At 52.8% G+C, this 21,159-nt stretch carries 19 protein-coding genes; 15 read left to right on the top strand and 4 right to left on the bottom strand.

Annotated features, from left to right (window positions below; translation table 11 throughout):
* Positions 1-62: 62 nt before the first annotated feature.
* From ACX1C1_RS03595 to ACX1C1_RS03570, 6 genes are all read left to right on the top strand, one after another.
* Positions 63-1,787, top strand: a complete 1,725-nt coding sequence (locus ACX1C1_RS03595; protein WP_458955801.1) for a type 2 periplasmic-binding domain-containing protein — start codon at positions 63-65, stop codon at positions 1,785-1,787.
* A 60-nt stretch (positions 1,788-1,847) separates the two neighbouring features.
* Positions 1,848-2,942 (top strand): hypothetical protein, encoded by a 1,095-nt coding sequence (locus ACX1C1_RS03590; RefSeq protein WP_458955800.1) that lies wholly within the window; start codon positions 1,848-1,850, stop codon positions 2,940-2,942.
* Between the two features lie 70 nt (positions 2,943-3,012).
* Positions 3,013-7,371 (top strand): discoidin domain-containing protein, encoded by a 4,359-nt coding sequence (locus tag ACX1C1_RS03585; protein ID WP_458955799.1) that lies wholly within the window; start codon positions 3,013-3,015, stop codon positions 7,369-7,371.
* Positions 7,372-7,392: 21 nt separating this feature from the next.
* Entirely contained in the window at positions 7,393-8,427 is a 1,035-nt protein-coding gene (locus ACX1C1_RS03580; RefSeq protein ID WP_458955798.1) for an S-layer homology domain-containing protein, read from the top strand.
* A gap of 116 nt (positions 8,428-8,543) precedes the next feature.
* Complete coding sequence (locus ACX1C1_RS03575; RefSeq protein ID WP_458955797.1) at positions 8,544-8,924, top strand: VOC family protein; 381 nt, start codon at positions 8,544-8,546, stop codon at positions 8,922-8,924.
* A 12-nt stretch (positions 8,925-8,936) separates the two neighbouring features.
* Positions 8,937-9,596 (top strand): AlkZ-related protein, encoded by a 660-nt coding sequence (locus ACX1C1_RS03570; protein ID WP_458955796.1) that lies wholly within the window; start codon positions 8,937-8,939, stop codon positions 9,594-9,596.
* A gap of 99 nt (positions 9,597-9,695) precedes the next feature.
* Here ACX1C1_RS03570 and ACX1C1_RS03565 read toward each other — a convergent pair whose 3' ends face one another.
* The 3 genes from ACX1C1_RS03565 to ACX1C1_RS03555 form a co-directional block, all read right to left on the bottom strand.
* Positions 9,696-10,190 carry a GNAT family N-acetyltransferase gene (locus ACX1C1_RS03565; protein WP_458955795.1) on the bottom strand — a complete coding sequence of 165 codons (495 nt, stop codon included), beginning with the start codon at positions 10,188-10,190 and terminating at the stop codon, positions 9,696-9,698.
* Positions 10,187-10,456, bottom strand: coding sequence for a hypothetical protein (locus ACX1C1_RS03560; RefSeq protein WP_458955794.1), 270 nt, complete (start codon positions 10,454-10,456; stop codon positions 10,187-10,189). Before ACX1C1_RS03560 ends, ACX1C1_RS03565 begins: the two co-directional genes overlap by 4 nt.
* A gap of 178 nt (positions 10,457-10,634) precedes the next feature.
* Complete coding sequence (locus ACX1C1_RS03555) at positions 10,635-11,450, bottom strand: helix-turn-helix domain-containing protein (protein ID WP_458955793.1); 816 nt, start codon at positions 11,448-11,450, stop codon at positions 10,635-10,637.
* A 177-nt stretch (positions 11,451-11,627) separates the two neighbouring features.
* Between ACX1C1_RS03555 and ACX1C1_RS03550 the strand changes: the two genes are divergently transcribed.
* Positions 11,628-12,455, top strand: a complete 828-nt coding sequence (locus ACX1C1_RS03550; protein WP_458955792.1) for a phytanoyl-CoA dioxygenase family protein — start codon at positions 11,628-11,630, stop codon at positions 12,453-12,455.
* A gap of 4 nt (positions 12,456-12,459) precedes the next feature.
* Here the strand turns inward: ACX1C1_RS03550 and ACX1C1_RS03545 are convergent, their stop codons facing one another.
* Positions 12,460-13,212: a helix-turn-helix domain-containing protein gene (locus tag ACX1C1_RS03545; RefSeq protein WP_458955791.1), complete on the bottom strand. Its 753-nt coding sequence runs from the start codon at positions 13,210-13,212 to the stop codon at positions 12,460-12,462.
* 128 nt (positions 13,213-13,340) lie between these two features.
* Between ACX1C1_RS03545 and ACX1C1_RS03540 the strand changes: the two genes are divergently transcribed.
* The 8 genes from ACX1C1_RS03540 to ACX1C1_RS03505 all read left to right on the top strand — a co-directional run bounded on the left by ACX1C1_RS03540 (position 13,341) and on the right by ACX1C1_RS03505 (position 20,923).
* Positions 13,341-14,270, top strand: a complete 930-nt coding sequence (locus tag ACX1C1_RS03540; protein WP_458955790.1) for a nucleoside hydrolase — start codon at positions 13,341-13,343, stop codon at positions 14,268-14,270.
* Positions 14,271-14,482: 212 nt separating this feature from the next.
* Positions 14,483-15,295 carry a phosphonoacetaldehyde hydrolase gene (gene phnX / locus ACX1C1_RS03535; protein ID WP_458955789.1) on the top strand — a complete coding sequence of 271 codons (813 nt, stop codon included), beginning with the start codon at positions 14,483-14,485 and terminating at the stop codon, positions 15,293-15,295.
* Positions 15,292-16,431 carry a phosphonoacetaldehyde reductase gene (locus ACX1C1_RS03530; protein ID WP_458955788.1) on the top strand — a complete coding sequence of 380 codons (1,140 nt, stop codon included), beginning with the start codon at positions 15,292-15,294 and terminating at the stop codon, positions 16,429-16,431. The genes phnX and ACX1C1_RS03530 overlap by 4 nt, the downstream gene beginning before the upstream one ends.
* Positions 16,432-16,475: 44 nt before the next feature.
* Entirely contained in the window at positions 16,476-17,534 is a 1,059-nt protein-coding gene (locus ACX1C1_RS03525; RefSeq protein ID WP_458955787.1) for a PhnD/SsuA/transferrin family substrate-binding protein, read from the top strand.
* A 64-nt stretch (positions 17,535-17,598) separates the two neighbouring features.
* The gene (gene phnC / locus ACX1C1_RS03520; RefSeq protein ID WP_458955786.1) at positions 17,599-18,387 is read left to right on the top strand and encodes a phosphonate ABC transporter ATP-binding protein; all 789 of its coding nucleotides are present in this window, start codon (positions 17,599-17,601) and stop codon (positions 18,385-18,387) included.
* Positions 18,377-19,162: a PhnE/PtxC family ABC transporter permease gene (locus ACX1C1_RS03515; protein WP_458955785.1), complete on the top strand. Its 786-nt coding sequence runs from the start codon at positions 18,377-18,379 to the stop codon at positions 19,160-19,162. Before phnC ends, ACX1C1_RS03515 begins: the two co-directional genes overlap by 11 nt.
* Position 19,163: 1 nt before the next feature.
* Entirely contained in the window at positions 19,164-19,979 is an 816-nt protein-coding gene (locus tag ACX1C1_RS03510) for a PhnE/PtxC family ABC transporter permease (protein ID WP_458955784.1), read from the top strand.
* Between the two features lie 149 nt (positions 19,980-20,128).
* On the top strand, positions 20,129-20,923 hold the full coding sequence (locus tag ACX1C1_RS03505) for a DeoR/GlpR family DNA-binding transcription regulator (protein ID WP_458955783.1): 795 nt from the start codon (positions 20,129-20,131) through the stop codon (positions 20,921-20,923).
* Positions 20,924-21,159: the final 236 nt, after the last annotated feature.

Below are 21,159 nucleotides of genomic sequence, written 5' to 3'. Positions count from 1 at the left end.
CGCTGTAATAAGATTAGGTTGCATCTCACTACAGCAGAATCAAGGGAGGTTCAAGTAACAAGATGGCAAAAAAATCAGTGCTGCTTACGCTGGCAGCAGTCATGTTGATCACGATGCTTGCGGCTTGCTCGTCAGGCTCGAACGACGGAAAGAACGGAAATCAAGCGACAAACAAACCGGACGGAGGCGCGGAAGCGACCCAAGCACCGACCGAAGCGGCAGATTCGAACGCGGATGCAATCCGGAACGGCACGTACAAGTTCGATCCGCCAGTCACAATCACGACGGTCAAGGCGACAGACGGTACCTTCAAGTTCAAGAACGGAGAGAATCTCGACAACAACGTTCATACGAAGTGGGCGCTGGATGAGCTGGGCATTCAGCTCAAGAACCTTTGGGAATCGCCTGGCGACCAATTCGCCACTAAGGTACGCCTGATGCTGACATCCAAGGAATCGCTGCCGGACGTGCTGATGACGGAGGATATGGCGCTCATTAACGAGCTGATCCAGTCCGGACATTACCGCGACATTACGGCCGACTTCGAAACATACGCATCCGACGGGATGAAGGAGCTCTATAGCTCGCATCCGCTCATGTGGAGCCAAGTGACGCACGAGGGCAAGAAGATGGCGTTGCCGAACTTCGCGCATGCCGGCAACGACAACGGTGTACTGTGGATTCGTCAGGATTGGCTCGACGAGCTGGGACTGAAGGCGCCTGCTACGTTCGAGGAGCTGGAGACGGTGCTGCAGGCGTTCGTGGACAAGAAACCAGGCGGCGTAAACAACATCATTCCGCTGGGACTCAGCTTAGGCGCTGGCGGCAACAACCCGAACCCGTTCGCAGGCTGGCTGGGCGAGAGCACGTGGGTGTTCGGACCGTATGGCACGATTCCGTATCAATGGCTGGAGAAGGACGGTCAGCTCGTTCATGGCTCCACGTTGCCTGAGATGAAGGACGGACTTGCCAAGCTGAACGAGTGGTATGACAAAGGATTTATTTCGCAGGAAGCTGGACTGCATGACGAGAACAAGCTGGCCGAGCTGATCGGGCAAGGCCGGGTGGGAATGGTCGTCGCGCCTTATTGGCTGCCGAACTGGCCGATTCCGGATCTGAAGAAAAACGTAGAAGGCGCGGATATGCTGCCTTACCCGCTGCCGACGCTTGATGGCAAGTCCGCTATGCGCGACACGACATTCTTGCGCGGAGGATTGCTGGTAAAAGAAGATTTTGACCATGTAGACGCGTTGTTCCTGTACTTGAACCGAATCTTCGGCCGTGTATCTCATGAGGCTGGAAGCGAGTTCGAGAACGGTTGGGCGAAGGATTACGATTACACGATCAAAGCGGACGGCAGCGTATCGGTCGCCGAGGAAGATATTCCGGGCGGCAAGGTCGGCGTAGCCAAATACGTACTTATCGATCTTAAAAATCCTTTCTACAACCTAGAGATGCTTGCCAATATCAGCAGAGGCATCGAACCGAAGACATCGGCTGAGAAACGCGCCGCAATGTCGAATCCAAGCACGCTGAAGGCCGCGGAAATCGTGGACGACGGCTGGAAGAACGGCGATGCCGTCGCTCAGGAATTCACGGGAGCGCCGACTCCGGCGATGCAGTCGAAGAGCGGCATCCTGGTCAAGCTGGAAGGCGATACGTTTATTAGCATGATCTACGGCAAGAAGGCGATCGATGATTTCGATAACTTCGTCAAAGAATGGAAGAGCATCGGCGGCGAAGATATTACCAAAGAAGCGAACGAATGGTATCAGAAGACCAAGTAACGGGCGAGCCCGCCGCGGCAAGCGGCGGGCTTTTCTTCAAGTCTGCGGGGGGATAGGGCGATGACTGGACGCAAGAAGACGATATCGACAATATCCGTTGTTGTGCTGGCAGCGGCCGTTCTTCTTGCGGCAGCCTTCTGGGTTAAGTCGCCCCTTGCCGCGCCTGCGGAGGATGTGATTGTAGCAGAAATTAATGGTGATGCGATATCATCCGCCGAGCTGGCTCACTTCGCCAAGCTGCATCGGGCTTCGGTCATCGAAGCTTATCTTTCGGAGAGCGGCGCCGCCCTGGACGATGGTTTCTGGAAGCGTGACGTCAGAGGAACAACGCCGATGAAGTCGCTTCGGGACCAAGCATTCCGCGAGGCGCTTCTCATGAAGATAGAGCTGCAGCTGGCACGCGAGCTTGGTTTGGTAAACGACGTATCCTTTGCTTCGCTCTTGGTAGAGATGGAGAAGGAGAACGTACGCCGAGAGGCTGCCGTCTCGAAGGGCGAACCGATCTACGGACCGGCAAGCTTTGATGCAAGCTCCTTTATCGATTTCTACCGCGGCAAGCTGGCTGCTTCAGTCAAGGAGGTGTGGGCGGAGCGCTCACTAAAGCTGGGCGAGCAGGAGCTGAAGACGTTCTACGAGGGAATCAAGACGTCGCTTATGCCGATGGAAGGCAGCTTGACCTACGAAACGATAGCCGTTGCCTATCGGCATGATGGCGAAGAATCGGAGACGCTTCGAGCGTATGCATTACGAGTCGCAGAGACGATTCGGGAGCAGCTGGCGGCCGGCGAACACACGGTGGAGGATAAACAGCTTCCTACCGGCTTGTCCGTTATTCATTCAGGCGAATTGGAGTTGAACGAGGAGACCGCATCAAGGCTGTACAGATCCGAGAATGCGCTGTACGAAGCGTTGCGGGCAAGCACGGCGGACCAGCCGGTGCCTTCCGTCGTTGACGATCGTGCCGCGGGCCGTTATATCGTTGCCCACGTAACGGGCTTGCAGCCCGACGAGCCTCCCGTCTACGAAGAGGTGCGGGATATCGTCCGAAAGCTTTATGTGGAACGGGAGTATGAGGAGTACGTTCAAGCCCAGGCGGATGCGGCGATCGTCCTTCTGCTGCCGGAATACGACCAAGACATTGCGGGCGTACAATAATTTTTTATCGATATGAAAGCGTTTACTTACAAGACTTCTATTTCGTTCATAAACCGAGGAGGATATGTTTATGTGGAGAAGCAACAAGCTGAGATGGCTGAATCTGCTGCTTGTCGTCGTTCTAATCGCGGCGATCGGAATTCCTGCCTGGAGCGCGGAGCCGGTTGCGGCGGATGGCGCGGGGATCACCTATTACGTGGATTCGGCGGACGGAGATGACGGTGCGGCGGGCACCAGCGAAGGCGCTGCCTGGCAATCGCTCAACAAGGTGAACGCCACCGTATTCCAGCCGGGAGATACCATTCTGTTCAAGGCGGGCGGAGCTTGGCAGGGAACTCTGTACCCTAAGGGTTCAGGCGCGGAAGGAAGTCCCATTAGCATCGACAAATACGGCGAAGGACCCAAGCCGCTTATCGCGGGCAACGGCGCGGACGCAGCGGTCTACTTCTACAGCCAGGAATATTGGGAAGTCCGCAATCTGGAAATAACCAATAGCGCGGTGGTACCGGGCGAGCGAAGAGGGGTACATGTGGCGGGCAACAGCGGCGGCTGGAACAATCCGAGAGTATATCGCCATTTTGTGTTCGAATACTTGGACATTCATAGCGTGAAGGGCAGTCTGGCTCTGGATTACGCCCACAACGGCGGCATTATCGTCTGGGATCCCAGCTGGAATTACGTCGTAACGGACGTCACGATTCGGAACAATCGTATCTACTCGATGGACAGCGTGGGTGTATATTTAAACGGGGGCAGCAGACCGTACTCCTTCAATAATACGGTATCGGACAACGTTATCTACGATATCGGCGGCGACGGAGCGTTCGTGTTGAACACGACGAATGGCCTCATCGAGCGCAACGTCGTGTACGATACACACAAACGTTCGACGAGCTACCACGTACCGCTCTGGGTGTTCGAATCCAAGGATTCCATCATCCAGAACAATGAAGTGTTCAACACGTATCCGGGCGGGGACGCGATGGCGTACGACTCGGATTACAGAAGCGAAGGAACCATTATCCAGTACAACTACAGCCATAATAACGCGGGAGGTATGTCGCTCGCGGTTAACGATGGCACAGGGGCCACGAACTACAACCGCAACACCATTATTCGATACAATATCAGCCAGAACGATCTGGGCGCCGTGTTCAACTTCAGCGGCACGCCGGACAACACCCACATTTACAACAACACGGTCTACATTCCGCCGAGCTCGAGCACCAAGGTCGTCGACACGCTCAATTGGGGCGGCTGGGCTCGCAATACGACATACACCAACAACCTGATCGTCAACCTGGGCTCCGGCGGCTATAACTTCGGATCCAGCACGAACAATGTATTCGACAACAACTTGTTCTATGGCAACCATCCGGCAAGCGTCTTGAACATGGACGCGAACAAAGTCGTCGGCGATCCGCTGCTGGCGGCGCCGGGTACGGGAAGAATCGGCAGGGAGACGCTTGCCGGCTATCAACTGCTGCAAGGATCGCCTGCGATCGGCGCGGGCACATTCATCGAAGGCAACGGAGGATTTGATTTCTACGGCAACCCGGTTCCAGCTGCGGGCAATCCGAATATCGGCGCGTATGAAGGCGCTGGCGTGCCTGCGGGAGAAGTGCCGCCGGGAGCGGAAATCGTGAATCTACTTGCCAACCCTGGTTTCGAAGAAGAAACGTTCGGCGGCTGGGGCAATACGTTCGGCGAGGCTGCGATCACGGACGAAGACGCACGAAGCGGCGAGCAAGCGGCCATTCTCACGAACGCGGTTTCCGGTGTCGAGCAGACCATTACCGTGAAGCCTAACACCATCTACAAATTATCGGGATACGCAAAAGGTCTGAATGGCGGAGCTGCGGTCTTCGGCATCAAGAACTACGGCAATCCGTCCAAGGACGCCCACGTTAGCGGAACGGCGTTCTCGGGCAAAGAGCTGGCGTTCACGACGGGTGCTGCCAATACGACCGCCGTTATCTATCTCTATAAGCAGAGCGGAACGGGCAGCGTCGTCTTCGATGATATGCTGCTTTACGAATACGGAACGGTGTCCCCTCCGGCGCCGCCGCCGGTGCTTCCGCCGGAGCCGCTGCCGGGCAAGCAGGATCTCTCGCGTATCGCTACGCTGACAGCCAGCTCGAACAACCCTCTCTATCCGCCGGCGCTAGCCATTGATGGTTCGCTGGACGGAAGCAGCAGGTGGATTACGCTTGCCGGCAGCACGGCGCCTCACTGGCTGGAGCTTAGCTGGGAGGAGAGCTACGACATCGACCGTGTCCGTCTCTGGAGCGGTGCTGGAGCCGGATCTGAAAATTGGCAAATTCGTGATTACGAGGTGCAATATTGGGAGGACGGCGAGTGGAAGGTTGCAGCATCGGTGATAGGCAACACGAAGGATGGCCGAATCGGCGCATACAACGACTTGGTTTTCCCTATTGTTCATACCGACAAGATCCGGATTTGGGTAACCAAAGGGACGGCGACAACACAATCGAGCGATAACGGCGCGCGCATATTCGAAATTCAGGTATGGGAGCATGAACCAAATCCTGTGGAACCCGAAACAGCACCGATCTATGTCATCGGCGTACAGGTAAGCGGCGAGAATCGCAGATCGATGCTGAGCGAGGGCGAAACGCTGCAGATGACGACGGATGTCAAGCCGCTGAACGCGGATGATCGCACCGTGACTTGGCGCGTAGCGGGGATGGACGGAGCGGCGACGTCTCTCGCCACCATCGGAGCGGACGGCATGCTGACGGCGTTGTCGCAAGGCTCGGTCAAAGTAATCGCTGAGGCGAACGACGGATCGGGCATCTGGGGCGAGGCCGCCATTGACATAACGGCGCCGCCTGCTGCACCTAATATTGCTCCGCTGGCTGATGTGACGGCAAGCTCGAGCCACGAGAATGGCAGCTTCCCGCCAACGCTTGCGGTTAATGGAATCAAATACGCCTCCGCAGACCGCTGGGTCACAGGAGCCACTGGCCCTCATTGGATGGAGCTTCAGTGGGATGCGGATTATGAGGTAAGCGGTGCTCGGCTATGGAGCGGGCAAGCCGACGGCAGAGGTATGCAGCTCGCTGATTTTGAGCTTCAGGCATGGGACGGCTCGGTCTGGCAGACGGTCAGTTCGGTTACGGCTAATGACAAAGACAATTATTATGGACAATACACGGCACTGACCTTCGCGCCTATTGCGACGAACCGCTTGCGGTTGATGATCACGAAAGGCAACCCGGTATTCGATGATCGGGCAAGGTTGTTCGAGATCGAGATCTACGGGGTTCCGGCAACAAATGAGGCGGAAGTGCTGCCAGCAGTCCAGCTTAACGGCCCGAGCGAGGCTTATGCAGGCCAGGCTGTAGATCTGTCCCTATCCGTGACGGAAAGCACTTATGCGTATTCGGCTATTCAAGCCATTGTATCCTATAATCCGGAAGCGCTGACGTTCGAAACGGTCGAAGCCCAGGATGGCTTGCTGGAGCTTGCGGGTTCGGCAATCACGACGAGCCGATCCGGTCTGGAGGTGCTTGGCACGGCGATCAAGCCTGAGGAAGGTTTGATCAATCTATTGCTCGGCGCGCCTGGCGGCGCGATTACCGCCGGAGGCGAGCTGTTCCAGCTGCATGGCAAGGCTGCGGATGATGCCGTTGTTGGCTTGACGAATGTGTCGCTTGCCAAGTTCGAGATTATCGATGAGGATCAGGCGCTGCATGCGATCGCGGTGGATTCGGCAAGGGCGTACATTCTTGTATTCGCAGCAGATCGAACGGCTTTAGGCAACGCGATCGAAGCTGCGTACGACTTGCACGAGGATGCGGTTGAAGGTTCGGCGGCCGGACAATATCCGAGCGGATCGCGAGCGGTGTTGCTTCAAGTGATCGAAGCAGCGGAAGCTGTCTACGAGCAAGCAGGAGCATCGCAATCTGCCGTGAACGAAGCACTGACGTCGTTGTCGGCTGCAGTCCAAACCTTTAACGCATCGGTTAATGTTCCGGTTTCCTTGAATAAGGATGAGCTGCGTGATGTATTGGATGAAGCTGAGGCTTTAGCGGCAAATTCGACAGAAGGCACGAAGGTAGGCCAGTATCCGCAAGCATTCGCGGACGCGTTGGATACGGCAATCGAAGCTGCAGAAGCTGCATACGAGAACGGTCAATCCCAGCAGGCATTGAATGACGCAGTGGATCAGCTGGAGGACGCAATCGAAGACTTCCGTGGCAGTCGGATTACGCTTGTACAGGGTCAATCGGACATTACGCTCCAAACCTTGTCGATCGCGGCGAGTTACTTCGGCAAAACTTCGTCCCATGAAGGCTGGGGAGGGATGGCTGCAGCGGACGTGATGAATCAAGGTGAAATTACAATCCAGTCGCTGGCGGCTATTGCTCGTATGATTTTATCCGATTGGTATTATGGACGTTAAGAAATGGGGGCGGCGAGAATAGTGAGAAAAGGGCTTGTCGTATTCATCGTCGCAATCCTGTTCCTTGGGTTTGTCGGCGTGCCTGGTATGCGGGTGTCGGCTTCAGAAACGGACGGCTTCGGGCTGTCCGTTTCCGAAGAAGCAGGCGGAGCGATCAAGGTAACCGTTTCGTTGAAGAATGCCAAGGATCTGTACGCGTATGATCTTGTGGTCAAGTTCGATAACGTTCGTATGGGCTTTGAGGACGCGAAGCTTCTGGCGCAAGGCTTTACGGTCAAGCCGTTGCTGTCCCGCGGCGAGCTGAGGCTGGCGTTTACCAGTATCGGCGCGGCCGCTGGGCGGAATGGGAGTCTTGAGCTTGCGGTGATTACGTTCAAGCGCATCAGGGGCGGCGATGCCGACATCGAGCTGGCATCGGCAAAGCTGGTGGATTCCGCGCTGAAGCTGAGGGAGCTGACACCGGGGATGAGTGCGACGGCGAAATCAGGGGCAGTTGTGAAGCTGCCTTCGGATATCGCCGGCCACTGGTCGGAATCAGCGGTTCGAGAGGCAATGGAGCTTGGGTTTGTGACGGGCTTCCCGGACGGGACGTTCAGACCCGACGCACCCGTGACGCGTCAAGAAGCGACCGTGCTGCTGGTCAAAGCATTGCTCGCGAAACCAAGCGGTAGCCTGCAGGCTGACTTCCGCGATAAAGTCGATATTCCGCAATGGGCGATGCCTTACGTTGGCGAAGCTGTCCGCTCCAAGTGGGTAGGCGGCTACGAGGACGGCACGTTCCGCGGCGGCAAGACGATCGCGAGGCAAGAGCTTGCCGCGATCATTGCTCGGACGATGGATGAGTCGGTGGTCGGCGCTGGTGACTTAGCGCCATTGACCGGCTTCGCGGATCGGGACCGCTTGGCGCCATGGGCCGTTAAGCCGATGGCGTTGACAGTCGGGCTCGGCATTATGCGAGGGCAGAACGGCGGCCTGCTTCATCCGATGGCGACGACGACCCGCGCAGAAGCCGTGACCATGATCGTGCGATTGCTTCAGTCCGATGTGCAGCAATAACATGATTATTTTTCCTATTAACCTATCGGGAATAAGGGTAAAATAAGGAAGAATAACAAAATCCGAAAGCTATCGGACTCTGCAAGATTCCGGTGGCGCGGAAGGAGCGCATGGGTATGGGCATTCGTTTGGATATGATCGGCATTGTAACAAAGGATATGAAGAAGGCGCTGGCATTCTATCGGCTGCTGGGGCTGTCGATTCCGGAAGGCTCGGACGATGCGATGCATGTCGAGGCGGAGGGTCAAGACGGGGTTCGCTTGGCCTTCGACAAACAAGAGATGATCGCCGACATTTATGGCGGCTGGGAGGAACCGGCAGGCCATCGCATTGAGCTGGCTTTCCTATGCGAGAGCGTGTCCGCGGTGGACGAGTTGTACGGCACCATTATCGGGAGCGGCTTCGAAGGCCATCGCGAGCCATGGGATGCGGTGTGGGGACAGCGTTACGCAATCGTTCGCGATCCCGACGGCAATCTCATCAGCTTGTTCGCATAGCGGGAGGCAGCTATGGAGATTACGACTTACGACCAATTCGTGGAGCTTGTGGAACGGTATGGGATCTTTCCTTTCGCGGCGCTCGTGCCGGAGCACCCGGCATTGACGATCGTTACCGAAGAAGGCGCTTGGCACACCGAGCAGGAGACGGACCCGTGGCTGTGGCGTATCCGGATCGCGGGGGAGGGCAAGGCGGCGTACGGTAAATTTTTTGGCTCGAAAGCGGCGTTCATCCAGAGCGGGCTGTTCCCCGCGGTGAAGACGCTCATGACGGGCGGTCAGACGGTGGACGAACGTTATGAGTCAGGCTCCTTATCGCGAGCGGCATTCCGAATTTATGGCGTCATCCGCGAGATGGGCAACGTCGATTCGCGCAGCTTGCGGAAGGAAGCGGGCTTCGGAGCCCAAGAAGACAAGAAGGAATACGACAAAGGGTTGAACGAGCTCCAGAGCGGCGGATATATCGTCATCACCGGTTCGGATAAGCGGGACGAAGGCGGCTGGAGCAGCATGTGTTACGAAACGTCGGAGACTTGGCTGCAAGCTGTGCTGGGAGATAGCGAGAGCCTCTCCTTGGAGGAAGCGAAGCGGCAGGTCAAGGAAGCGTTGGAACCGGCTTGCTCCGAGAAGGCGTATGCTTTTTTCGCCAAGAAGCTGGGATTAAACGGCTGACAATCAGGCAAGTGGGCGAGGACAAAGCGGGATGCCGCGGAGTCTTCGCTTTCTTTTCGTTGTGGGGATGGAATGGGAGGGGGCACAAGGTTTGCGACGTTAATGTTTAATAGTCTTATCAAAACAGTATGAATCTTTGTCATAGCCATTTTGCTCATAGAAAGTATGGGCATCTGTTCTTTTCATCCCAGAACATAGGATAATGCTGGCTATTTCGCTGTCTTTCGCAAAATTTTCAATATGATGCAGCAGTTCAGAGCCTACCCTATGACGCCGAAAATCATTATGAACAGCAAGGCCGGTTATATGCAGATAACCATTCGCAGATCCTACAGCAAATGCATGTACGGTTGATATGAAACCAACTACATGATTCTCATTTATCGCTACACACGTTTTGTAATTGCCGGCTTTATATACTCCTAGTTCTTCTCTATATGTCTTTCCAATAACAGGATTACCTAAGAAATCCTCGGCTTCTAGAACAAGCTGGGATATAAAATCTAATGTCTCCTCTGGGGTAAAACGATCGCTTCGAAATTGTATCAGCTTACTCCTAACACTAGGGAGCCAGATTATATTTCGATCGTTCATTTAGCGAAATCCTGAGGAGAAAGAGATTTTAAAAGTTCGGAAGTCGTCATTCCAAGCCCTTGTTTGTACTGTTCTCGACTTTCATTGATCATATTTTTTAATTCTGGATTCGCCAATACATCAGCATTGATTGATTGCTGATCTTCTTCTTGAAGAACAAGTGTGAACCTCCCTTTTCCAGGAATAAAAAACTGGCACACTGAATTATCCCGATTCATGTCGGAGATATAATTCATCAGTTCTTCAGAAGAACGGAGCTTTTGCATTCTCCTCACCACCTTTACGGATATTCTTAATTATACCATAATGATTGACTGCTATTCATTAAACTATGCTGCCCGTTAGAATGAAGGGGCGCAGTCTTATACTGTGTTTTCTCAGTCTACAACCTTATTTCCGAGTCTATTACCTTATTTTCTTTGAACAGTATGAAAGGAATGGTAGTCATTTCGCTAGAGGTCCTTTCCGATATGCCTTAGGGGAGACGGAGTAACGCTGCTTGAACATTTTGGAGAAGTGAAATTCATCGTAAAAGCTTAATGCGGAGGCAATTTCCTTGATGGATAAATTCGTCGTTTCCAACGATGCTTTGGCGGAAGCCAGCTTTAGCTCGAGCATGTACCTGGCAGGAGAACGCCCCGTCATGGCCCGGAACCGCGAGAAGAAGGCCGTCCGGGACAATCCGCTTTCGGCTATAAAGCTGTCAAGCTCGTAAGGCTTGTCAATATTCTTATGCATACGGAATAACACGGAATCCAGCTCTGGATAACGAGACGAACGGGTATCGGATCTTTCGCGAGCAAAGAGTAGGAGCAACGCTTGGACGGAGTGATGTGCAGAGTAGGCATAGCCGACCGGTTGGACGATGAGATTGTCAATCATTTGCTCGCAGAGCTTGACGGCATCGGGAATTCTGGCACTTGTCATGACTTGACCGCTCGGGAGGTCGAGTGAGCGTACCAAGTCCATTCGATCGAAATCTATGAAGTAGAACTTCCAGTCTCCGTTCAAACATCGGTACGAGCAAGGGATGCCGGTGTCTACGAAAAAAAACGTGCCGGCATGCAGAAACGCAGGTTCCCCCGCCATGGTCAGGCTGCCGGTTCCTTCGATCGTCACGAACAGCCCCGGGACAGAGAAGCCGCCCGGTTTATCGACTTGATAGGCGTTATTGGCATGCACTTTCCAAATCGTATGAAATTTGCAAGCAGGAAGCTCATCAGATGGCTTCAATTCGTACGGAATGTCCATTACAGGCATAACGGAAGGGAACCTCCTTCATCATATTGAGGTCAATCATACATCGTTTATCCCATAAAGTATAGAAAATAGACGATAAGTCTGTACGAATTTACATGTTCCTATCACGCTCATCCATGGTTCGATAATGCCGGAATCTTTATACTTTAGCTATTACAGATAAAGGAGCGATGCGGCATGATGGTCAAAGTCGGCAGCAGGGAGCTTGAATTGGGAGGACCCCATCTCTCGGAATTGAGGAGCTCTAACGAGTTGCTTCACGATATTGACGCCTTGAGAGAAAGAATGCAGGAGGACGGTTATCTCTTGCTTAGAGGCTTCCATGATCGAGAGCAGGTTCTGAAGGCGCGCCAAAGTATTCTGGAGAAGATGAACCGCATGGGCAAGCTGGAAAGGGATACTTTGCTGGAAGACGGAGTCATGGCAGATGGAAGTAAAACGGTATTCTTCGGAGGGACGAACGAGGATTTGCCTAAGCTGCTGAACGTGTTGAACGGCGATCATATCATGGGTCTCTTCGATGAACTGCTGGGCGAACAATCGCTGACTTATCATTACAAATGGCTGCGCGCAGTCGGGAAAGGCGATTACACCGGAGCACATTACGATATTGTCTACATGGGAAGAGGCACCCATAACCTATATACCGTATGGTCTCCGCTCGGGGATATTGATTACGCGATGGGGGGACTCGCGATATGTCTCGATTCCCATCATTTCGAGGAGCTTAAACGTTCGTATGGATCCAAGGATTCGGACCGGGATGCTGGTATAGGGCACTATACGGATGATCCGCTCGTAGTGACCGAGAAATTCGGGGGCAAGTGGGCAACGACAGAATATCAAGCAGGCGATATCCTCATCTTCGGCATGTTCCTCATGCATTGCTCCTTGGAAAACACAACAAATCAATACAGATTAAGCGTCGATACAAGATACCAGTCTGCGTTCGAGAAGGTAGACGAACGTTGGAGCGGGAAAAAACCGCGAGGACATCATCTCTAACATATTATGGCGAATGAACCCGGTACTGCCCGGGTGTCTGGCCAAGCTCGCGCTTGAACAAGTTGCAGAATTGCGCGTCGGTGGAGAAACCGCATTCCATGGCAATCGCAGCGACGGTCAGGTCGGAGTGGCGAAGCAAGGTAGCTGCATAGTCGAGACGCATACGCAAAATATATTGAACCGGCGAATAGCCGGTTTTTTGTTTGAATAAGTGGCGATAACGATCGTAGCTGTAGCCGGCTGTCGCGGCGAGCGAAGCGAAGTCGATTCGTTGCGTGAAGTGTTCGCGCATAAAGCCGATTGTGTACTGAAATCGATCTCCATCGGCCCTCGGCAAAGTCTGCGCAGCGTGCCGGCGCTCCAGCCGCAGAACGAGTCGCTTGGCAATCAGCTCCAGCATATCGTCGTAGCGCGGCTGCTGCTCACGCAGCTCGAGGAGCATCGACTCCAGCTCAGGCATAATGGAGTCGCCGGTATTGTCGGCGAAGACGCCTTCTTCCAGCGGAGCAGTCAATAGAGACGAAGGAAAGCCGACGCAGATGACGTCCGTAGCGGAACTTCTGTGTTCGTCATGGATGGTCGACGGCCGGATGATGGCGTAATCGCCGGAACGGTAGCTCCACTCTCGGTCTCCGACGCGGGTTGTTCCTTCCCCGTAGCCATAATATACAAGTTCGTAGCAGCGATGGCTGTGCGGCGCAATGGCCTCTGATTTGGTGCGAGTAGCACGAAATAAGAACTCTATTGCTTGGTTCATAGGGTCACCTGCAATCATTAGGATAGCCAAATCATATAACAAAATGACCAGTTTGTCATAACGAATATGATACGGGTTTGGTAGGATGGGGGAAGTGATAATCTCGCAATTATAGGAGGAGGAAGAGTATGGCTGCTTATGGCTTCCAAGTATCTGAGGATTGGCGGGTGCGCCGGCTGGAGCATCCCGGGAGAAAGGTCCGGATTGTGATGGATACAGATACGTTTAACGAGATCGATGACCAATTTGCGGTTGTGTATGCGCTGGCATCACCAGAACGAATCGAGGTGGAGGCGTTCTACGCGGCGCCGTTTCATAACGATCTATCGAGCGGGCCAGCAGACGGGATGGAGAAAAGCTATCACGAGCTGCAGCGAATTCTTGGCATAGCGGGAAGGACGGACATTCCAATCTACAGAGGCTCGGAGGCGTATTTGCCTGCGGCGGAGCAATACGTCGAGAGCGATGCGGCGCGTAATCTGGTCGAACGGGCGATGGCATCAAGTCCTGAGGATCCGTTGTACGTACTGGCGATTGGCGCAATTACCAACGTCGCTTCAGCGATATTAATGGAACCTCGTATTATCGAACGTATCGTCGTCGTATGGCTCGGAGGCCATTCGCTGCATTGGCCAGATACGCGGGAGTTCAACCTGCGGCAGGACATTCATGCTGCTCGGGTCGTATTGGACTCCGGCGTGCCGCTCGTCCTTGTTCCATGCATGGGCGTTGCGTCCAATCTCCGCACTTCGCTCTCTGAGCTGCGGGATTATGTACGGGACCATGGCGCTGTAGGCTGCTATCTGTATGAAACATACCTTGGCTGTGCTGATGATCATTACGCCTATACGCGTGTGATATGGGATATATCCGTTGTCGCATGGCTCATCAATCCGGATTGGTGTCCGAGTGTGCTGACGTCGAGCCCGCGCCTGTCGGATGATGCCTGTTGGATACACGATCCGACGCGGCATCTAATTCGCTGCGCATGGCACATTGATCGCGACCTCGTGTTTAGAGACTTGTTCGGCAAGCTGGCATCACGAGTGCCAGAGTAGAGCTATTCGTTATCCAAAGCCTTTTCTCACAAATGGGTGGGAAAGGGCTTTTTGCTGTTTTGTTTTGTTAAATGAGTGTAAAAAGACGCATAATAATGCAATATAATTGTTAAAAATACGTAAAATAACGCAAAAACTATTGAAGTGGATGAGAAGGCGTTCTATAATCAAAATTGTCAAAGAAACGATGACTAACGAAATGAGGGGACATAATGAGCAACAACAGACGTATTAAAGCGGTCATATTCGATTGGGCGGGTACGGTTGTAGATTATGGATGCTTTGCTCCCATGCAAGCTTTCCTGAACGCATTTGAACAAGCAGGTGTGCCAATAACAAATCGGGAAGCGAGACAACCGATGGGGATGCTGAAATGGGATCACATTCAATGCATTCTCCAAATGGATAGAGTGAAGAAGGCATGGACGGAACGTTACGGCGCGGAGCCAGGTTCTTCGGATGTCGACCGGCTGTATGTCCAATTCGAAATCACGCTTATGGAGTCACTGAAGCAATATACGGACCCTATTCCCGGAGCGCTGGAAGCAATTGAAAAGCTGCGCGATGCTGGATTGCGTATTGGTTCGACCACCGGTTACACGAAAGGGATGATGGAGGTCATCGTTCATGAGGCGAAGCGCAAAGGGTACTCGCCGGATTGTATGGTCGCTTCTGACGAGGTGAAGGCCGGTAGACCTTACCCTTATATGATCTTCCAGAACATGAGTGAGCTAGGTGTCTTTCCTCCGGAAGCCATCGTAAAGGTTGGGGATACGGTCTCCGACATCCATGAAGGAAGAAACGCGGGTGTATGGACGATCGGCATCATTATGGGAAGCAGTGAACTGGGTCTGACATTGGAGGAAGTCCAAGCGATGCATCCCGACGAACTGCAGGCAAGAAAGGATGAAGTCAGACGTTCCTTTGAGCAAGCGGGCGCAGATTACATCATTGATTCGATCTCGCAGCTGCCAGAAGAGATTGCAGCGCTGGAGAGCAACAGACTTGCCAGGGGGATTTCATGAACTCCTTTTACAACCCTGTAGCGATTTACTTCGGCAGTGACTCCGTTCAGGCTTGCGCGGAGCAAATACGCCTGCAACGTTCGGTAGTCGACCGGGTTTTGATTCTTTCTAGAGGCGGCGGCGTTGAACGTACGGAGCTGCTGGAGCCATTAATGGATGCTATCGCTGGGAAACAATCGAAAGTGCTCGAGGTCACGCTTTATAATCCAGACATTACGGATATCTATTCGCTGCTCAAGAGCGTAGAAGACTTTGACTTTCAGCTGATCATCGCAATCGGCGGCGGCAGTGTCATGGACGTGGCGAAGGCCCTCTCGGCTCTGCAGCATGCGGCAATCGACAGCCCGGCGGACGTGCGGGATTACATTACGAATGAAATGTATGCGAACAAACCGGCGCTCGCACCTTGGATCGGCATCCCGACCACATCCGGGACGGGCTCCGAGGTGACATGCTGGGCGACGGTGTGGGATGCGGAACGCGGCAGCAAATATTCGGTCTCCGACAAAAGGCTGTTCGCGGATGCGGCGCTTATTCTCCCGGATCTGACCGTGACGATGCCGCTGCGATTGAGCGTGGCCACCGCGCTAGACGCAATGTGCCATGCAACGGAAGCGTACTGGTCGGTACATTCTAATCCGATCTCCCGCGCATATGCGCTGCAGGCGATTGAACGAATCCGCGAGGCGCTGCCACGGCTCAAGGAGGATCCGAACAATCTGGATAACAGGGAACAACTATCGCTAGGCAGCGTACTGGCAGGTCTAGCCTTTAGTAATACAAAGACGACGGCGTGCCACTCCATCTCTTATCCGCTTACGTTGCTTCATGGCATCGATCATGGCATTGCAGCCAGCTTGTCGCTTGCCGCGGTGCTGAAACATAATTATTCGACCTTGATCGAACCGGATAAGCTGCTCCGGGCTTTCGGCGCGAAGGACGCAGATGGCGTTCGCACATTCTTGCAGTCGGTGTACGCCACCTTCGGCCTATCCGATTCCCTCAAAGATTATGGAGTAGCGGAACAGGATATTGAAACGATTGTTGCCCATGCTTACACCAAAGGCCGGATGGACAACAATCCAGCCGCCATTACGCCAGAAGAACTAAATTTAATGTTGGTTTCATTGCTATAACACATAGTGTTAACAAATCCCGATTATGATGGAGGAGTATTCAAATGAAAAAGGCATTAACGCTCGTTCTTACTTTGGTTCTCGTAGGTTTGCTAGCTGCATGCGGCGGTAACGAAGCGGCGAATGGGGAGGGCGGCGGCTCTGGTTCCAAGGGCACGATCAAGATGGTCTGGTATCCCAACGAATCCGGTGCCGAGCTAAAAGACGCGCGCGACGAGTTTTCTCGTTTGATTGAAGAAGCGACAGGCAAGAAGGTTGAGCACCAAACGACGACGGATTATATCATCGCGATCGAAGCGATGGCTAACGGCAATGCGGATATCGGCTATATGGGCGCGCAAGGTTACGTGGAAGCCAACGCGAAGAGCGACAAAGTACAGCCGCTGTTCGTACAGAGCGGCGAGTCCGGCACGCTGGACGACGCTGTATACTATAGCTGGCTTGCAGTTAAGAAGGGCGAAGAGGATGCCTATAAGAGCGGCAGCGAATTCTCGCTCGACACCATCCAGGGCAAAAAGTTCTCGTTCGTATCCAACTCGTCGACTTCGGGCTTCAAGGTGCCTTCCGCAGGTATCGTGAAACACTTTAGCGCCATGGACAAGTTCAAAGCGATTACGGCGGAAGATCTGCTGCAAGGCGGCAACGACAAAGTGTTTACTGAAGTGTTGTTCGGGGGATCCCACCAAGGCTCCGCAGTCAACCTGTTGACTGGCAAGTCCGATGTTGCTGCGTTCTGCGACACTTGTGTAGCTAACTATGTGGAATTGGCATCTGGCGAAGAGAACAAGCCGGGCGCAGTGTATAAGGTAAAAGAAGGTGCAGAAGAGCCGTTTAATACGCTTACTGGCCAAGAATTCGTCCTTATCTCCGTTACACCCGTATTGAATCAGCCGTTCGCGATCAACACAGACACGCTGAGTGCTGACGACCAGAAAAAGCTGCTGGAGCTGTTCACATCCGTTGCAGTAACAAACAATGAAAAGATTTTCTTGCCTAAGGATGCAGAAGGTACGGCTATCTTCAAGAAAAAATCGGGCGAAGAAAAATTTGTAGCCGTAGAAGATGTGTTCTTTGATCCGGTAAGAGAATTATCGGGCAACTAATGAAAGGTAACTGCAGCATAGAGGACGTCAACTGGCGGATCTGAATAGGAAATGAGGAGTTAACATGGCGACGCTGCTCGAATTCAAGCATGTATCCAAACAATACGGCTCGGAGACGCGCGCGTTGTCGGACGTTAACTTCGCTGTAAAGGAAGGGGAGTTCGTTTCAATCATCGGTCCTTCGGGAGCGGGGAAATCGACTCTCCTTCGCTGCATTAATCGTATGATTGATGCCAGCAGCGGAGAAATCGTCTTTGACAACGCAAGCGTATTGGAATTGAACAAAAATGAGCTCAAAAGGCTGAGAACCCGGATCGGTATGATCTTTCAGCATTACAACCTCGTCAACAGGCTCAGCGTAATCGAGAACGTGCTGCATGGCAGGTTAGGCTACAAGTCGATGTTGGCAGGCGTGCTTGGTATGTACTCCAAAGAGGAAAAGGCCCAGGCTTATCGTCTCCTTCAGGTGTTGGGACTGCAAGAGCAAATATATAAGCGCTGCGATCAACTAAGCGGCGGGCAAAAGCAAAGAGTAGGCATCGCCAGAGCTCTTGTGCAAGATCCCAAAATGCTGCTCTGCGACGAACCGATCGCTTCACTCGATCCCAATTCGTCCAAGGTCATCATGGAGCATTTGCGCGATATTTGCACCAAAATGGGAATCACGGTCGTCGTCAACCTGCATCAGGTCGATGTGGCTATGAAGTATTCGGATCGTATCATCGGGGTCAATAAGGGAACCGTAGTCTATGACGGCACACCTGCAGGATTGACCAAAGAAAAGCTGCGTGCGGTATATGGCGCCGAATACGATAAGCTGACGGAGGAGGAAGGCGGTCGCCATGTTGGGTAGTTTCTTTCTTCGTAAACGGCTGAACACGGCGATTTTCTGCGCGATCGTGCTCGGACTTACCATGATCGCGATCATTATTACAGAGTATGATGTGGTGAAAGGATTTACCTCCATCCCCAAGGCGGCGGAATGGGCGGTAAGCAATTTTGTCCCGAACGAGAAGTCGATGGAGAAGATTCCCGATATTATCGATAAATTGATTGAGACGTTATTGGTATCGATAGCGGCAACTAGCACGGCTGCGGTTTTTGCACTGATCTTCGCCGTATTGGGCTCTCAGAAGGCGGGAATCGGTGGACCGTTCAGCATCATTAGCCGCTGGATTGCCACGGTGTTTCGTAATATCGACGTTGCGGCATGGTCGATGATCCTGCTCTTTTCCTTCGGACAGAACGTGCTCACGGGATATTTGGCACTATTCTTCTGCTCCTTCGGCTTTCTGACTCGCGCGTTCATGGAGTCGATCGACGAAATGAGCTTGAGCTCCGTAGAAGCGCTTCGGGCAACCGGAGCGGGTTATTTCCATATCGTTGCCCATTCGATCATTCCGTCGAGTCTGCCGCAACTGATCAGTTGGGTGTTGTTCACGATCGAAACCAATATACGGCAAGCGACCCTAATTGGAATATTAACGGGGACCGGAATCGGCTTCTTGTTTAACCTATATTACAAAAGCTTGAACTATGCGACAGCCTCCTTGGTCGTTATTGCGATCGTCATAGCCATTATGATCATCGAATCGGTCTCAAATTACGTCAGGAGAGTGATCATGTAAGATGTTAGCCAACACCAACATACCGGCAAAACCGTTCAATAAATCGTCGTTCGTGATCCGAATGACCCTGTTGATGCTTGCTGCGCTTACGCTCTTCGGCTTGCTGACGTTCGACTACAAGGATTTGGTTCTGTCAGAGGCGATCAGCAAGACGGGGGATACGCTAGGCACGATGCTGCTTGAGCCGCACGCCAAACATTTTACATTCGTCGAAGCTTTGCAACAAGTTGTCATCACGATCGGACTGGCGTTCCTGACGACGTTATTCGGAGCGGTGATTGCATTGTTTCTGTCACTGCTCACGGCGCGCAATCTATCCCGTCCGGGCGTCTCTCTCGTAATCAGAAGCATTGTTGCTTTTATTCGCGCTGTGCCAACCGTGTTGTGGGTACTCATCTTTGCGGTCGCTGCGGGGCTTGGAAGCGTCGCAGCCGTCATCGGGATGACATTCCATTCGATCAGTTATCTGGTCAAAGCTTACTCCGAGTCCTTCGAGGAGCTTGATGAAGGCGTCATTGAAGCGTTGCGTGCCGGAGGAGCGGGCTGGTGGCAGATTGTTTTTCAGGCAGTCTTGCCATCTTCGATTTCGTATATCATTTCATGGACGTTCGTCCGGTTCGAAATTAATTTCGCGGTAGCGGTCGCCATGGGCGCTGCGGCGGGAGCAGGCGGTATTGGCTTCGATATGTTTATGGCGAGCAATTTCTATTTTGATATCCGGGAAATCGGCTTTATCACGTATATGATCCTGGCATTCGCGATCCTGCTTGAGTTGCTGGCAAGATGGATGAAGAAGAAGCTGGCAGTTAACGCCTAAAGGTTCAAAGATACAATCGCTAATGAATGAGGGCGGTTGTATTTTTGCGTGCGTTCATAACGGCAAAAAGAAGCAAATAGTTGTAAATAATAAGCGAAATGGTTGAGAAGCACGCAGCGGGCCTGTATACTAAGGGGAGAAAAAAGGAAATGATAGCGGGAGCGAGGGATAACGTGCTGCAGGAAGAACGTTATAAGAAGATCCAAGATATTCTGAAGCAGAATGATTCCGTTAAGGTGACGGAGCTCGTTAGTGTGCTTCATGTTTCGATTGATACGGTCAGACGCGATTTGGAGAATATGGAGGCCAAGAAGCTGCTGAAGCGTGTACACGGAGGCGCTATTCTGCCTGAGGAGCGAGGCGATCAGAATATTTTCTCCTATCGCGAGAGCAAGAACAAGGAGAAGAAGATCGAGCTTGCTCAGCTCGTGTGCGAGCATGTTTCGGAGGGTCAAGCGATTGCGCTGAATGCAGGTACGACGAACCTGGAAATCGCCAAGAAGCTCGCCGAACGGTTCGAGAGGCTGACCATTATCTCGAACGGACTGCGGATTATTGAGCAATTTGCGAGCAAACCGGGGTTTACGGTCATTGTGCCCGGCGGCGTGTTGGACCAGCAAGAGTATGCCCTATATGGCAAGAAATGCGAAGAGGATATCGCAGGTTATAATATCGACCTGGCCTTTATTTCGATCAATGCCATCTCGGTAACCAAAGGGTTAACGGATTTCCGTATTCATGAGATTGATATTATTAAGGCGATCATGAACAGTGCGAGAGGGACGATCGTCGCGGCCGACTCAAGCAAATTCGAGAAGGTATCCTACCTCAACGTGTGCTCCCTGGATCACGTAGATATGATCATAACGGACTCCACGATCAACGAGGATATCGTGAAGAAATATAAGCATTCCGGGATTAAGGTTATATACCCGGGGATCTAGTAGACCCCGGTTTGATGTACGAGGGAAGGAAAGATAGCGCATTCGGCGCCGTTTATAGACGGTGTCGGATGCGTTTTTTTTAAATTCTAAGAATTTATAAGTTTTTGCATCTTATCTGAACTTAGAATTCTCGGAATGAAACGCGCTGCGCCGCCAAAGACGGCGATAGCCGTTTCACCTTGGCTTGTTTGTTAAGAAATTCTTGTGAAATCACTTCATAAATTCATCATAAATCC

The sequence above is a fragment of the Paenibacillus sp. strain BS8-2 genome, from assembly GCF_054483835.1.
This window is presented reverse-complemented; position numbering and strand designations above follow the sequence as displayed.